This window comes from Amycolatopsis sp. WAC 01416, from assembly GCF_003947485.1.
In the GTDB taxonomy this organism is placed as follows: domain Bacteria; phylum Actinomycetota; class Actinomycetes; order Mycobacteriales; family Pseudonocardiaceae; genus Amycolatopsis.
Map to the genome: position 1 here is coordinate 357,550 of NZ_QHHX01000010.1, position 14,884 is coordinate 372,433.

Below are 14,884 nucleotides of genomic sequence, written 5' to 3' on the forward strand. Positions count from 1 at the left end.
TCTGCTATGTCCGAACTGATATACCTCCCAGCCGTCACGCGTGATCGGATGGCCGACACGCGTGACTGGACGGCCGACACGGCTCCCGCCACGTGTCGTCCGCCTGATCACGAGTGTCGGCCATCTGATCACGCGTGTCGGCCGGTTCCGATATGTGCGTATGGGTATGGCTGGCGAGCAGATACGCATTTGTTCCGCATGGCGCGGCCGGTCAGAGTGAACGGCATGACGCAGTCAGTGCGGTGGATCCGCAACTTCGTGGACGGTGAGTTCGCCGAGCCGGACGGGCCGGGGTTCCCGGCGGTCGATCCGGCGACCGGCGCGGAGTTCGCCAGGGTGCACGAGGCCGACCGGGAGCTGGTGCACCGCGCGGTCACCGGTGCGCGCGCGGCGTTGCACAACGGCTGGGCGGACACCCCGGTGCGGGAGCGGACCGCGTTGCTGCGCCGGGCGGCCGACCGGATCGAGGCCCGGTTCGAGGAGTTCGTCGCGGCCGAGGTCGCGGACACCGGGAAGCCGATCACCCAGGCCCGCGAACTGGACGTCGCCCGCGCGGTGGCGAACTTCCGCACGTTCGCCGACGTGATCGCGGCCGCCGGCCAGGAATCGTTCGTCACCGATCTGCCCGGTGGCGCGCAGGCGCTGAACTACGCGGTGCGCAAGCCGCTCGGTGTGGTCGCGGTGATCGTGCCGTGGAACCTGCCGCTGCTGTTGCTGACCTGGAAGGTCGCCCCCGCGCTCGGCTGCGGCAACGCGGTCGTCGTCAAGCCGAGCGATCAGACTCCGTCCACCGCGACCCTGTTGGCCGAGGTACTGGCCGAGGTCGGTTTGCCCGCGGGTGCCTACAACGTGGTGCACGGGTTCGGCGGCGACTCGGCGGGGCAGTACCTGACCGAGCATCCCGGCATCGACGGGGTGACGTTCACCGGCTCGTCCGCCACGGGAACCCAGGTGATGCGCACGGTAGCGCCCCGGGTCCGGCCGGTGTCGTTCGAACTGGGCGGGAAGAACGCCGCCATCGTGTTCGACGACGCCGATCTCGACGAGACGCTCGCCGGGCTGACCCGGTCGGTGTTCGCGAACACCGGGCAGGTGTGCCTGTGCACCGAGCGGGTGTACGTGCAACGCTCGGTGTTCGATGACGTGGCGGCCGGGCTGGTGGAGCGGGCGCGCGGATTGCGGCTCGGCGATCCGTCGGCGGAGCGGACCACGACCGGCCCGCTGATCTCGCCGGAGCACCGGCGCAAGGTGCTGGACTACCTCGCGCTGGCCGAGGAGGCCGGCGCCAAGACCCTGACCGGCGGCGGGATTCCCGAGCTCGGCCCGGAACTCGACGGCGGCTCGTGGCTGGAGCCGACCCTGTGGACCGGCTTGACGAACAAGGACCGGCCGGTGCGGGAGGAGATCTTCGGCCCGGTGGCCGCGCTGATCCCGTTCGACACCGAGGACGAGGCGATCGCGTTGGCCAACGACACCGAATACGGGCTCGCGTCCTCGGTGTGGACCCAGGACCTGCGCCGGGGACACCGGGTCGCGCAGGCCATGCACGTCGGCATGTCCTGGGTGAACACCTGGTTCCTGCGCGATCTGCGCTCGCCGTTCGGTGGGATGGGGCTTTCCGGGATCGGCCGGGAGGGTGGCGCGTCTTCGCTGCACTTCTACACCGAACCGACGAATGTGTGCGTGCGGCTATGAGCGCGCCGATCGAGGCGGCCGCCGCCCGGCTCGCGACCGCGGCGAGCACCGCGACCCCGTGCCCGCCGGTGCGCGAACTCCTTGGCGCGCAAGATGTCGACGCGGCGTATGCGGTGCAGCGCAGGCTGCGAGACGAGCGGGTCGCGGCAGGCGCCAGGGTCGCCGGGGCGAAGATCGGGCTGACCGCGCCCTCTGTGCAGCGGCAGTTCGGCGTGTACCAGCCTGACTTCGGCGTGCTGTTCGACGACATGCTGTACGCGCACACCGAACCCGTTCCGTACCGGCGGTTCCTGCAACCCCGTGCCGAGGGCGAGATCGCGTTCGTACTCGGCCGCGATCTGGACGTGCCGGGCGCTTCGGTCGCGGACGTGGTGCGGGCGACCGAGTTCGTGCTGCCCGCGATCGAGCTCGTGGACTCCCGGATCGACGCCTGGGATCTGTCCATCGTGGACACGGTGGCGGACAACGCGTCCAGTGGCGCGGTGGTGCTGGGGTGCACGCCGTTCTCGTTGACCGGCCGGGATCTCGCCGCGACCGGGATGACCTTGGAACTGGACGGGGAACCGGTGTCGTTCGGCGCGGGTCATGCGTGCCTCGGCTCGCCGGTGGTCGCGGTCGCGTGGCTGGCTCGTGAGCTGGCCGCCCGCGAGCAGCCGTTGCGCGCGGGCGACGTGGTGATGTCCGGGGCGCTCGGCCCGATGGTGCCGGTCACGGGAGCGGGCCGGTTCCGGCTCCGGCGCGACGGACTCGGCGAGGTCGACGCGGTGATCGAGGAGGAGACTCAGTGACAGCAACGGTTCCGGTCGCCGTCATCGGCTCCGGCAACATCGGCACCGATCTGATGATCAAGGTGCTGCGGTTGTCGAAGACGCTGCGGATGGCCGCGATGGCGGGTATCGACCCGGCCTCGGACGGGCTGGCCAGGGCGGCCAGGCTCAAGGTGGCCACCACCCACGGCGGTATCGACGGCCTCGCCGCGCTTCCGGAGTTCGCCGACGTGCGGGTGATCTTCGACGCGACGTCGGCCGGCGCGCACCGGCGGCACGCGGAGGTGGCCGAGGCACACGGCAAGCTGATGATCGACCTGACCCCGGCCGCGCTCGGTCCGTTCGTGGTGCCGCCGGTGAACCTGGACGAGCACCTCGCCGCACCGAACGTGAACATGGTGACCTGCGGCGGACAGGCCACGATCCCGATCGTGGCCGCGGTGTCCTCGGTCGCCCCGGTCGCGTACGCGGAGATCGTCGCGTCGATTTCGTCCCGCTCGGCAGGGCCGGGAACCAGGGCGAACATCGACGAGTTCACCGAGACCACCGCGGCCGCGATCCGCGAGGTCGGCGGCGCCGCGATGGGCAAGGCGATCATCGTGCTGAACCCGGCCGACCCGCCGATCGTCATGCGGGACACGGTGTACTGCCTGGTCGAGGGGGAGCCAGACCGGGAGAAGATCGCGGCGTCGGTCCGGCTGATGGCCGAGCGGGTGCGCGAGTACGTGCCCGGCTACACACTGAAACAGGAAGTGCAGTTCGACCCGGTGTCCCGGCAATGGGTGCCCGAGCTAGGCCGGGAGATCTCCGGGCTCAAGGTCTCGGCGTTCCTCGAAGTGCTGGGCGCTGCCCACTATCTGCCGGACTACGCGGGAAATCTCGACATCATGACCTCGGCGGCGCTGCGCACGGCCGAGCGGATCGCCGAACTGAGGGGGTGGCTCGGATGAAGGTCTACCTCCAGGACGTGACCTTGCGCGACGGCATGCACGCGATGGGGCACGCGTACACAGTGGACCAGGTCCGGCGGATCGTGTCCGCTGTGGACAAGGCGGGCGTGGCGGCGATCGAGGTCGCGCACGGCGACGGGATCGGCGGGTCCAGCGCGACGTACGGATTCGGCGCGCACACCGACGAGGAGTGGATCGCCGCGGCCGCGGAGGTGATCGAGAACGCCACGCTGACCACGTTGCTGCTGCCCGGTATCGGCACCATCGGACAGCTGCGCCGCGTCCACGACCTCGGGGTGCGCAGCGTGCGGATCGCCACTCACTGCACCGAGGCCGACGTGGCCGCGCAGCACATCGCCTGGGCTCGCGAGCAGGGCATGGACGTGTCCGGATTCCTGATGATGAGCCACCTTTCCACGCCGGCGGCGCTCGCCGAACAGGCAAGGCTGATGGAGTCCTACGGCGCGCATTGCGTGTACGTCACCGATTCCGGCGGGCGGTTGACGATGAACGGGGTCGCCGAGCGGATCGACGCGTACCGCCAGGTGCTCGATCCGCAGACCGAGATCGGCATCCACGCGCACGAGAACCTCTCCCTGTCGGTGGCGAACAGCGTGACCGCGGTCGAGCACGGCGCGTACCGGGTGGATGTCGCGCTGGCCGGACAGGGCGCGGGGGCGGGCAACTGCCCGGCCGAGCCGTTCGTCGCGGTCGCCGACCTGCTCGGCTGGGAGCACGGTGCGGACCTGTTCGCGTTGCAGGACGCGGCGGACGACCTGATCCGTCCGCTGCGGGAACGGCCGGTCCAAGTGGACCGCGAGACGCTGACCCTCGGTTACGCCGGGGTGTACTCGAGCTTCCTGCTGCACGCCGAGCGCGCGGCCGCCCGCTACGGACTGGACACCCGGCGGATTCTCACCGAGGTCGGCAGGCGGAAGCTGGTCGGCGGGCAGGAGGACATGATCGTGGACATCGCACTCGACCTGGTACGGAGCGGCACATGATGGCCACCGCGGAGATCTCGGCGCTCGCCGACCGGCTGGACACCGCGCAGACGTCGCGCGCGGACACGCCGAGCCTCGCCGACGATCACGAGTTCGACATCGCCGACGCGTACGCCATCCAGGCCGCGCTGGTGGCCCGCCGGGAGAGTCGTGGCGAGCGGGTGCTCGGCGTCAAACTGGGGCTGACCAGCAAGGCGAAGATGGCGCAGATGGGCGTGTCGGAGGTGATCGCCGGCAGGCTCACCGACGCGATGAGGGTCGCCGACGGCGGTGAGGTCTCGCTGGCGGGCTTCATCCACCCCAAGGTGGAACCGGAGGTCGCATACCGCCTGGCCCGCGACGTCGACCTCGCCGACCCCACGTTCGACGTGGAGTCCGCTGTGGACGCGATGGCACCGGCGATCGAGATCATCGACTCCCGGTACCGCGATTTCCGGTTCACCCACACCGATGTGGTCGCGGACAACACCTCGGCCGCCGGGTTCGTGCTCGGCCCGTGGCGCGCGTTCGGCGAGGTGGCGAACCGGGCGGTGCGGCTGCGCTCGGGGGACCGCGAGGTGATCGGCTCGACGGCGGCGATCCTCGGCGATCCGGTGCGCGCGCTGCACGCGCTGGTCGAGCTGTGCCGGAAACGGGACATCCCGTTGCGGGCCGGGCAGGTGGTGCTGGCCGGGGCGGCGACCGAGGCGGTGCCGTTCGCGCCCGGCGTCGCCGAGGCGGACATCGCCGGACTCGGCCGGGTTTCGGTGCGGGGGCTGGCATGAGCGGGCGAGTGATCTCCGGGCTGGCCAAGCCGAGGGGCCGGTTCCCCCATGTGAAGGTCGCGGGAGACCTGGTCTTCGTGTCCGGCACCAGCTCTCGACGCCCGGACAACACCTTCGCCGGCGTCGAGGTGGACGAACTCGGCACCACGAACCTGGACATCCGGGCGCAGACCCGCGCGGTGATCGAGAACATCCGTGGCATCCTGCACGAGGTCGGCGCCGACCTCGCCGACATCACCCAGATCACCACCTTCCTGGTTTCGATGAACGATTTCGGCGGCTACAACGAGATCTACGGCGAATACTTCGACGAGACGGGCCCTGCCCGCACCACGGTCGCCGTGCATCAGCTGCCGCATCCGCATCTGCTGATCGAAATCCAGGCAATCGCCCAGCTACCGAAAGACACGGAGGTCTCTCGATGACCCGCATTCCCGACGTCGTCAATTTCCAGGCATGGATCGCCGAGCACGAGCATCTGCTCAAGCCGCCCGTGAACAACCGGACCATGGCGCTCGGCAAGGATTTCATCGTGCAGATCGTCGGCGGGCCGAATCAGCGCACCGACTTCCACGTCGACCCCTATGAGGAATGGTTCTACCAGTTCAAGGGCAACATGCACGTGAACATCATGACCGACGAGGGCCAGAAGACCGTCCGTATCTCCGAAGGCGACACCTGGCTGCTGCCGGGCGATATCCCGCACTCGCCGCAGCGCCCGGAAGCCGACTCGATCGGACTGGTCATCGAACGCGTCCGCGAGGAGGGCACGCTGGAGAAGTTCCAGTGGTACTGCCTCGAATGCGCGTCGCTGGTGCACGAAGTCGAACTCCAGGTGCGTGACATCGTCGAGGATCTGCCGCCGGTCTTCACCGCCTTCTACGGCGACGAGAAGGCCCGCACTTGCGGCCGCTGCGGTGCCCTCCACCCCGGAAAGGGTTGACATGACCGGCCTGATCGACATCCACACGCATTACGTGCCGAACGGCTGGCCGGATCTGCGCGCGGACGCCGGACCGGACGCGCCGTGGCTGCGTGCGGAGACCGAGTCCGAAGCGATGATCATGATGGGGGACAAGGAGTTCCGCCGGATCGCCGCGGACTGCTGGGACGCGGAGACGCGGCTGCTGGACATGGACGCCGACGGCGTGCGCACCCAGGTGGTCTCCCCGACACCCGCGTTCTTCAACTACGGCCGGACCGGCGAGCAGGCGGGCCGGATCGCGCGGATCTTCAACGACCTGGCGCTGGAGATCGTCGCACCGGCGCCGGACCGGCTGATCCCGTTCTGCCAGGTTCCGTTGCAGGACCCCGATGCCGCGTGCCGCGAACTGGAACGCTGCCTGGCCGCGGGACATCGCGGGGTGGAGATCGGCAACCACGTCGGCGACCAGGATCTGGACAGTGCCGGTGTGGAGACCTTCCTGCAGCATTGCGCGTCGCTCGGTGTCCCGGTGTTCGTGCATCCATGGGACATGGCCGATTCACCCCGGCTGGACCGGTGGATGGCGCGGTGGCTGACCGCGATGCCCGCCGAAACGCATCTGTCGATTCTGGCACTGGTGCTCGGCGGGGTCTTCGACCGGATCGACGCGAGCCTGAAGATCTGCTTCGCCCACGGCGGCGGGTCGTTCGCGTTCTGGCTCGGCCGGATGGAGAACGCCTGGCATCGGCGGAACGACGTGATCGGCACCTCGGAGTTCCCGCCGTCGCACTACCTCGACCGGTTCCACGTCGACTCGGTGGTCTTCGACGAGCGGGCGCTGCGCCTGCTCGTGGACACGCTCGGCGCCGAGCGGGTGATGGTCGGAAGCGACTACCCGTACCCGCTCGGCGAACGTCCGGTCGGCGAAGTGGTGCGCAAGAGCGGCTTCCTGAGCGAGACCGAGCGGCAGCTGATCACCAGCGGGAACGCCGAACGCTTCCTGTCCCTGTCGTGACCGTCCTAAGGGGACATTCCGGTGGCGACGTCGGTCAGGCTGCGGATCAGCGCGTCCACCGACGGGCTGAGCGTGCGCTGGGCGGGCAGGGTGAGTCCGACGCTGTGGCCGATGGGTTCCAGCGCCAGCGCGACCCTGGTGATCCTCGGATCGTCCTTGGTGATCAGGCTCGGCAGCGCGGCGATCACGTCGGTCTCGAGCAGCAACTGCCGCACGGTGAGGAACGACGTGGTCTCCACCCGGTTCGCGGGCAGCGGGAAGTCGTTGCGGGTGAACAACTGTTCCAGCTCGCGGCGCAGCGCGGTCTCCGCTCCCGGCAGGATCCACGGATACTCGGCGAGGTCGGCCAGCTCGACGCCGGTGGCGCCCGCCAGCGGATGCGCGGTGCGCACCACCAGATCCACCGACTCGTCGTACAGCTTGCGCCGTTCGATCCGCTCGTCCGAAGGCGCTGTCAGCCTGCCGATGATCAGGTCGACCCGGCCCGCCTCCAGCTCCACCAGCAGTGCTTCGGGAGAGCCCTCGCGGACCACGATGGTCAGGTACGGCCGCTCGGTCTTGATCGCCGCGATCGCGCGCGGCAGCAGCATGTTCGACCCCGCGAGATGGGTGCCGACCACCACCGTGCCGCGCTCGGCGTCGGCCAGCTCGGCGACGTGCCGCCCGGCCTGCTCGAGCTGGGCGAGCACCGCGCGAGCGTGCCCGGTGAACGCCTCGCCGAACACGGTCGGGGTGATGCCGCGCGGGCCGCGTTCGAACAACCGCACGTCGAGGATCTCTTCGAGTTCGTGCAGACTTCGGGTGGCCACCGGCTGCGTCACGTGCAACTCGGCGGCGGCCCCGACCACGGTGCCCTGTCTGGCCAGCGCGTCGAGCAGGACGAGATGGCGGAACTTCAGTCGGCCGTCCAGCAGGCGAGGCAAGATCACCAGCCGATCCTACCCGCGAGGTGCGTATGACCACGATTGTCCGAACCGGACCGATTCGCTATGCCACAGCGGCGCGGTTCGCGCCGCCGGTAGCCGTTTCGGCGCAGACGCCGTCCAGCGGGGAGATCAGTCCGCAACCGCCGTCCCGGCTGGACCGGGTGATGGGACCGCCGCGCGATCGCCTGCCGCAGGGCGAGGACTGTCTCAACCTGACGATCAGCACCCCCGGCCTGGATGACGGACGCAGGCCGGTGCTGGTGTGGCTGCACGGTGGCGGATTCTCCAGCGGTGGCGGGTTGCTGGACTGGTACGACGGCGGCGCGCTGGCGGCCGAAGGCGACCTGGTGGTGGTCGGCGTCAACTACCGGCTCGGTGCGCTCGGCTACCTGTACCTGGACGGCGTCAGCCCCGGCAACCTCGGGCTGGCCGACCAGCTCGAGGCGCTGCGCTGGGTGCGGGCCAACATCGCGGCCTACGGCGGTGACCCGGACAACGTGACGGTCGCCGGGCAGTCCGCGGGCGGCATCTCCATCCGGCTGCTGATGGACCTGCCCGAGGCACGTGGCCTGTTCCGGCGGGCGATCCTGCAGAGCGCGCCGCTCGGCCTCGGCTCCCGTTCGCCCGCGCGGGCGGAGAAAGTCGGCCAGGTGTTCGCCGACGCGCTGGGCACCGACCCGCGCACCGCCGGAATCACGGAAATCCTTGCGGCGCAGAGGGAAACCGCCTTGACCAACCTGCGGCTCACCGGTGACCCGATGGAGCCCGCGTTCATTCCGGTGGACACGCTCGACAAGGCGTCGTTCGCGGACAACGTGCGCGACCTCGAAGTGCTGTACGGCTGGAACGCCGACGACATGACCGCGTTCCCCGGCGCCGCCGGTACCGACGAGATCTACGTCGAACCGCTGGCCGCTTTCGGCGACCGGCTGCGCTCGGCCGGGGCCGATGTCTTCTCGTATCGCCTGGACTGGCGGCCCGAGGGGTCCGAGTTCGGCGCCACCCATTGCCTGGAACTGCCGCTGCTGCTCGGCACCGAGCGGGCCTGGCAGGACAGCCCGATGCTCGGCAAGGTCCCGTGGCCCGAGGTCGACGCCTTCGGCGCCGCCCTCCGTGTCGTCTGGGCGACCTTCGCCCGCACCGGCACCCTCGACCCCACTCCGGTCGCGGACCATCCCGTCCGGTTCGGCCCGCAACTCGCGTGATCAGAGACGCAACTCGCGTGATTGAAGCCGTAACTCACGTGATTGGAGGCGTAACTCACGCATCGCGTGTCATACGGCTCCAGACACGCGAGTTACGCCTACAGACACGCGTGTTACGGCTCCAGACACGTGAGTTACGGCTCCAGACACATCAAGGGGCTTTCGCGGGGCCGGCGAAAAGGGCCTGACAGTAGAGGTGGGAGCGCGCCCGGTCAAGACGTTGTGCTGACCGGGCGCGCGGTCCTATCGTGTTCATCGAAGCGCTTCGACAGTTCGGGTCACCGCGGATTCCGAAGGAGGCCACGATGGCCGGCGGGTATCACCGACTTCTCTGGAGGGACCTCTGATGTCGAAGCGAGTACTGGCCGCCGCGATGGTCGCCATGCTGGCCATCGCGGGCTGCGGGTCCGGATCCGGCAGCGGTGACCCGAAGACCCTGAAGCTGTGGCACTACGAGGCGCCGGACAGTGCGATGGGCGTGGCCTGGGCCGAGGCGATCAAGCAGTTCGAAGCGAGCCATCCCGGCGTCAAGGTCGCCTTCGAAGAGAAGGGCTTCGAACAGATCCAGAAGACGGCGCCGATGGTGCTCAATTCGGGCGACGCGCCGGATGTCCTGGAGTACAACAAGGGGAACGCCACCGCGGGACTGCTGTCCAAACAAGGACTGCTGACCGACATCAGCGAAGAGGTCGCCAAACGCGGCTGGGACAAGCAGCTCAACCCGGCCCTCCAGACCACCGCCCGTTACGACGAGAACGGCGTGATGGGATCCGGCAGCTGGTACGGCGTCCCGAACTACGCCGAGTACGTGAAGATCTTCTACAACAAGGACATGTTCGCGCAGCAGGGCTTCGAGGAGCCGAGGACCATCGAGCAGCTGACCGCGGCCATGGCCAAGTTCGCCGGTGCCGGGGTCACGCCGCTGGCCGTCGGCGGCTCGGAGTACCCGGCGCACCAAGTCCTGTACCAGCTCGCCCTCACCAAGGCCGACCGCGGCTGGGTGGACCGCTACCAGCGCTACACCGGCAAGGTGGACTTCCACGACGCCGCGTGGACCTACGGCGCGACGACCTTCGCCGATTGGGTGAAGAAGGGCTACATCAGCAAGGATGCCGCCGGCGTCGACGCCGAGGCGATGGGCATGTCGTTCATGCAGGGCAAGTACCCGATCATGATCAGCGGCAGCTGGTGGTACGGCAGGCTGGTCCAGAGCATCAAGGGCTTCCAGTGGGGTTCGGTCCCGTGGCCGGGGATGACCTCCGGTTCCGCGGGCAACATGTGGGTCATTCCCAAGGGCGCGAAGAACCGCGACCTCGCGCTCGACTTCATCGCGATCACGATGTCCCAGCCCATCCAGGACAAGCTCCGTGAGGCAGGCGGTGTCCCGGTGGTGAACAGCCCCACGCCGCCGGCCGAGCCGCGGCTGAAGGATCTGGTGGAGGACTTCACCACTCTGTCCACACAGGACAGGCTGGCGTTCTATCCCGACTGGCCCGCTCCCGGATACTACGACGTCCACGTTTCGGCGACGCAGAAACTCATCACCTCGAGCGCCCAGCCGTCGCAGGTGCTCGACGAACTCGCCAAGCCCTACGAGGAGAATCTGGCGAACGTCGGCAAATGACCAGGGGACGGGGAAACTACCTGCTCTTCCTGATCCCCGGCGCGGTGCTGCTGGCCGCGGTGATCCTGGTGCCGTTCGCGATGAACATCGGCATCAGCTTCACCCAGTGGTCCGGCGCCGGCGATCCGAAGTGGACAGGGCTGGACAACTATCGGCGGTTGTTCGCGGACGACGTCTTCTGGGCGTCGTTCCGCCACAACCTCGGGCTGGTGGTGGCGATGGCCATCGTGCCGACCGTGGCGGGGCTGGTGATCGCGGCCGCGCTGTTCGACTTCGTGGCCAAACGGTTCGGGACGCGGGCGGCCAGCGTGCTGCGAGCCTGCGTCTACCTGCCGCAGGTGTTGCCGATCGCGGTCGCCGGGATCGTGTGGAGCTGGATACTCGCGCCCGAGGGCGCGGTGAACGAACTCCTCTCCGCCGTCGGGCTCGGCTCGCTCGGCCAGAACTGGCTGGGCGATCCGGATTTCGCGCTGTGGAGCGTGATGGGCGTGATGGTGTGGATCCAGGTCGGCTATCCGGTGGTCATCTTCATGGCGGGGATGCAGCGTGCGGATCCCTCGCTGCACGAGGCGGCGGAACTGGACGGCGCGTCGTGGTGGGGCCGGTTCTGGCATGTGACGGTGCCACAGCTGCGGCCCGAGGTCTTCGTGGTCCTGCTGACCTGCACCATCGCCGCGCTGAAGGTGTTCGGGCCGATCTACGTGCTGACCAGGGGAGGCCCGGGAGGGTCGACCAACGTGCCGTCGTACTACTCGTTCCAGAACTTCTTCGAGAAGACCCAGGTCGGCTACGGCGCGGCGATCGCGACCGTGCTCACGGTGCTGATCCTCGTGCTCACCACGGTGTTCCTCCGTGTCCAGAGGAGGGGTGAGCACGCGTGAAACGGCAGGTGACGCTCTGGTCGTTGATCGTTCTCGCGGTCGTGATGCTGGCGCCGTTCCTGGTCGTGGCGCTGAACGCGCTGAAGTCCCCGGCCGAATACGCGGCGGACGGCCCACTGTCCTTTCCGGACGGGGTGTACCTGCAAGGGCTGATCGACTTCTGGGTCCGGGTCGGGTTCGGGCAGAAACTGCTCAACAGCGTCGTGATCAGCGGGTCGGTCGCGGTGCTCGCGGTGGTGATCTCGGTGCTGAACGCCTACGCGCTGGGCATCGGCAGGGTCCGCGGCCGGACGTGGATCCTGGTCGCCTTCCTCATCGCGAACACGCTGCCGCAGGAAGCATTGGCGTACCCGCTGTACTTCCTCGCCAACGAGACCGGTCTCTACGACACCCAGCTCGGCGTGATCATCATCTTCACGATCATCCAGGCAGCGTTCGGCACCTACCTGCTGTCCTCGACGTTCGTCGGATTCCCGCACGAACTGCTCGAGGCCGCCTATCTCGACGGCGCGAACAAATGGCAGACCCTGGTGCGGATCGTGGTGCCGATCAGCAGGCCCACTCTCGGCGTGCTGTTCGTGTTCTTCTTCATCTGGACGTGGAACGAGTTCTTCCTGCCGCTGATCCTGCTGATCTCCAACGACACCCAGACCGTCCCGGTCGCACTGGGTGTGCTGCAGGGCCAGCGGATGATGGACGCGACCATGACCAGTGCCTCGGCGTTGCTCGGGGTCATCCCGGCGATCGCCTTCTTCCTGATCTTCCAGCGGACGTTGACACGTGGCATCACGGCAGGGGCGGTCAAATGAAGTTCAGCAACGGCTACTGGCTGCTGCGCGACGGGGTACAGGCGGCGCATCCGGTGGAGGTGTACGACCTCACCGCGGAGGACGGCCGGATCGTGGTGCACGCGCCGACCCATCCCGTCCGCCACCGCGGCGACCTGTTGAAGGGACCGGTGGCGACGGTCGGATTCTCCTCGCCGATGCCGGACGTGATCGGGGTGAGCGTCACGCATTTCGAGGGCGGGCTGCCGCGAGAGCCCCGCTTCGGGCTGTCGACCGTCGGCGAGGAGGCGAAAGTCTCCGAGGACGGGCACACGCTCACCGCGGGCGCACTGTCGGTCCGGCTGCATCGCGGCGAGGGGTGGAAGGTCGACTTCGTCGCGGACGGCAAGGTGCTCACCACCAGCGGGGCCAAGGGGATGGGCTTCATGAGCCTCGACGGCGAGCATCATGTCCGCGACCAGCTGGACCTCTCCGTGGGGGCCCAGGTCTACGGGCTCGGCGAGCGATTCGGACCGCTGGTGCGCAATGGGCAGGTCGTCGACATCTGGAACGCCGACGCCGGCACGAGCAGTGAACAGGCCTACAAGAACGTCCCGTTCTATCTGACCAACGCCGGCTACGGCGTGTTCGTCAATCATCCGGGGCACGTGTCCTTCGAGGTCGCCTCGGAAGCGGTGTCGCGGGTGCAGTTCAGCGTCGTGGGCCAGTCGCTGGAGTACTTCGTGATCTACGGTCCGAGCCCGAAGGAGATCCTGCGCAAGTACACGGCGCTGACCGGCAGACCGGCGCTCCCGCCCGCGTGGTCCTTCGGGCTGTGGCTGTCGACGTCGTTCACCACGTCCTACGACGAGGAGACCGTCTCGGGATTCGTCGACGGCATGATCGAACGCGACCTGCCGCTGAGCGTGTTCCACTTCGACTGCTTCTGGATGCGCGAGTTCAACTGGTGCGACTTCGAATGGGACCCGCGGACGTTCCCGGACCCCGTCGGCATGCTGGAGCGGCTGAAGGCCCGCGACCTGCGCATCTCGGTGTGGATCAACCCGTATGTAGCGCAACGGTCACCGTTGTTCGCCGAGGGCGTCGCGGGCGGGTACCTGCTGCGGAAACCGAACGGCGACGTGTGGCAGTGGGATCTCTGGCAGCCGGGGATGGCGCTGGTCGACTTCACCAACCCCGCCGCGCGTGAGTGGTACGCGTCCAAATTGGACGCTCTGCTCGAACAAGGCGTGGACTGTTTCAAGACCGACTTCGGCGAGCGGGTGCCGACGGACGTCGTCTACTTCGACGGATCCGATCCCGAGCGGATGCACAACTACTACACCTATCTCTACAACCAGACCGTCTTCGACGTGCTCCGCGAACGGCGCGGGGAGGGCGAAGCCGTCGTGTTCGCGCGCTCGGCGACCGCGGGCTCGCAACAGTTCCCGGTGCACTGGGGCGGCGACTGCGAATCGACGTACGAGTCGATGGCCGAGAGCCTGCGTGGCGGCCTTTCGCTCGGCCTGTCCGGTTTCGGGTACTGGAGCCACGACATCGGCGGCTTCGAGGGCACCCCGGATCCGGCGCTGTTCAAACGCTGGATCGCGTTCGGGATGCTGTCCTCGCACAGCAGGTTGCACGGCAGTTCGTCCTATCGGGTGCCCTGGCTGTTCGACGAGGAGGCCGTCGACGTCCTGCGGGTGTTCTCCAAGCTCAAGGCGCGGCTGATGCCGTACCTGTGGCAAGCGGCGGCACAGGCGGCGGCCGAGGGCACGCCGATGATGCGGGCGATGGCGCTGGAGTTTCCGGCCGATCCGGCGTGCGCCCACCTGGAGCGGCAGTACATGCTCGGCGACTCGCTCCTGGTGGCGCCGGTGTTCTCGGACGAGGGAGAAGTGACGTACTACGTCCCGGACGGTGTGTGGACCGACTTCTTCACCGGCGACGAGATCCAGGGGCCGAGGTGGGTGACCACCGTCTGCGACATGCTCACCGTCCCGCTGCTGGTGCGTCCCAACACCGTTCTGCCGCTGGGCGCCGTCGACGACCGGCCGGACTACGACTATGCCGCCGGCGTCACGTTGCGGCTGTACCGGCTGGAGGACGGCACCAGGATCACCACCACCGTCGGCGGCTCGACGTTCCGCACCCGTCGGGAGGGCGACAGCGTCCATATCGACGTCGACTCCGCACCCGACGGCTGGCAGGTGGCCTTTCCCGAGGATGACGAGACGATCGTGGCGGCGGGAAGTGCATTGACCATCCGCGGCGCTGGCTCTCCGGCCTAAGGGCACCGGGAGTGCGCGCCCAATGTGGCATGGGGGACGCTCAGCGCCTCCAATGCCACATTGGGCGCAC

General features: G+C 68.4%; 14 protein-coding genes. 13 read left to right on the top strand and 1 reads right to left on the bottom strand.

The window, feature by feature from the left end; translation table 11 throughout:
* Window positions 1-225 precede the first annotated feature (225 nt).
* From DL990_RS32595 to DL990_RS32630, 8 genes are read left to right on the top strand one after another with little or no spacing between them, the layout of a single operon-like run.
* On the top strand, window positions 226-1,695 hold the full coding sequence (locus DL990_RS32595) for a 2-hydroxymuconic semialdehyde dehydrogenase (protein ID WP_125787114.1): 1,470 nt from the start codon (window positions 226-228) through the stop codon (window positions 1,693-1,695).
* Window positions 1,692-2,483, top strand: a complete 792-nt coding sequence (locus DL990_RS32600) for a 2-keto-4-pentenoate hydratase (RefSeq protein WP_125800978.1) — start codon at window positions 1,692-1,694, stop codon at window positions 2,481-2,483. The genes DL990_RS32595 and DL990_RS32600 overlap by 4 nt, the downstream gene beginning before the upstream one ends.
* A complete protein-coding gene (locus DL990_RS32605) occupies window positions 2,480-3,412 on the top strand; it encodes an acetaldehyde dehydrogenase (acetylating) (protein ID WP_125800979.1) in 933 nt (310 codons plus the stop codon). Before DL990_RS32600 ends, DL990_RS32605 begins: the two co-directional genes overlap by 4 nt.
* A complete protein-coding gene (dmpG, locus tag DL990_RS32610) occupies window positions 3,409-4,416 on the top strand; it encodes a 4-hydroxy-2-oxovalerate aldolase (RefSeq protein ID WP_125800980.1) in 1,008 nt (335 codons plus the stop codon). The genes DL990_RS32605 and dmpG overlap by 4 nt, the downstream gene beginning before the upstream one ends.
* Entirely contained in the window at window positions 4,413-5,180 is a 768-nt protein-coding gene (locus tag DL990_RS32615) for a 2-keto-4-pentenoate hydratase (RefSeq protein ID WP_125800981.1), read from the top strand. The genes dmpG and DL990_RS32615 overlap by 4 nt, the downstream gene beginning before the upstream one ends.
* Window positions 5,177-5,605, top strand: coding sequence for a RidA family protein (locus tag DL990_RS32620; protein WP_125800982.1), 429 nt, complete (start codon window positions 5,177-5,179; stop codon window positions 5,603-5,605). Before DL990_RS32615 ends, DL990_RS32620 begins: the two co-directional genes overlap by 4 nt.
* A complete protein-coding gene (locus DL990_RS32625; protein ID WP_125800983.1) occupies window positions 5,602-6,123 on the top strand; it encodes a 3-hydroxyanthranilate 3,4-dioxygenase in 522 nt (173 codons plus the stop codon). The genes DL990_RS32620 and DL990_RS32625 overlap by 4 nt, the downstream gene beginning before the upstream one ends.
* A 1-nt stretch (window position 6,124) precedes the next feature.
* Window positions 6,125-7,120, top strand: coding sequence for an amidohydrolase family protein (locus DL990_RS32630; RefSeq protein WP_125800984.1), 996 nt, complete (start codon window positions 6,125-6,127; stop codon window positions 7,118-7,120).
* 5 nt (window positions 7,121-7,125) lie between these two features.
* On the opposite strand, the gene DL990_RS32635 is transcribed toward DL990_RS32630, so the two are convergent.
* The gene (locus tag DL990_RS32635) at window positions 7,126-8,049 is read right to left on the bottom strand and encodes a LysR substrate-binding domain-containing protein (protein ID WP_125800985.1); all 924 of its coding nucleotides are present in this window, start codon (window positions 8,047-8,049) and stop codon (window positions 7,126-7,128) included.
* Between the two features lie 26 nt (window positions 8,050-8,075).
* Here DL990_RS32635 and DL990_RS32640 point away from each other — a divergent pair, with 26 nt between their 5' ends.
* The 5 genes from DL990_RS32640 (at window position 8,076) to yicI (ending at window position 14,814) form a co-directional block, all read left to right on the top strand.
* Window positions 8,076-9,251 carry a carboxylesterase family protein gene (locus DL990_RS32640; protein WP_199746692.1) on the top strand — a complete coding sequence of 392 codons (1,176 nt, stop codon included), beginning with the start codon at window positions 8,076-8,078 and terminating at the stop codon, window positions 9,249-9,251.
* A 346-nt stretch (window positions 9,252-9,597) separates the two neighbouring features.
* Window positions 9,598-10,875, top strand: a complete 1,278-nt coding sequence (locus tag DL990_RS32645) for an ABC transporter substrate-binding protein (protein ID WP_125800987.1) — start codon at window positions 9,598-9,600, stop codon at window positions 10,873-10,875.
* Window positions 10,872-11,756, top strand: coding sequence for a carbohydrate ABC transporter permease (locus tag DL990_RS32650; protein ID WP_125800988.1), 885 nt, complete (start codon window positions 10,872-10,874; stop codon window positions 11,754-11,756). Before DL990_RS32645 ends, DL990_RS32650 begins: the two co-directional genes overlap by 4 nt.
* Window positions 11,753-12,565: a carbohydrate ABC transporter permease gene (locus tag DL990_RS32655; protein ID WP_199746693.1), complete on the top strand. Its 813-nt coding sequence runs from the start codon at window positions 11,753-11,755 to the stop codon at window positions 12,563-12,565. The genes DL990_RS32650 and DL990_RS32655 overlap by 4 nt, the downstream gene beginning before the upstream one ends.
* Complete coding sequence (yicI, locus tag DL990_RS32660) at window positions 12,562-14,814, top strand: alpha-xylosidase (protein WP_125800989.1); 2,253 nt, start codon at window positions 12,562-12,564, stop codon at window positions 14,812-14,814. The genes DL990_RS32655 and yicI overlap by 4 nt, the downstream gene beginning before the upstream one ends.
* Window positions 14,815-14,884: the final 70 nt, after the last annotated feature.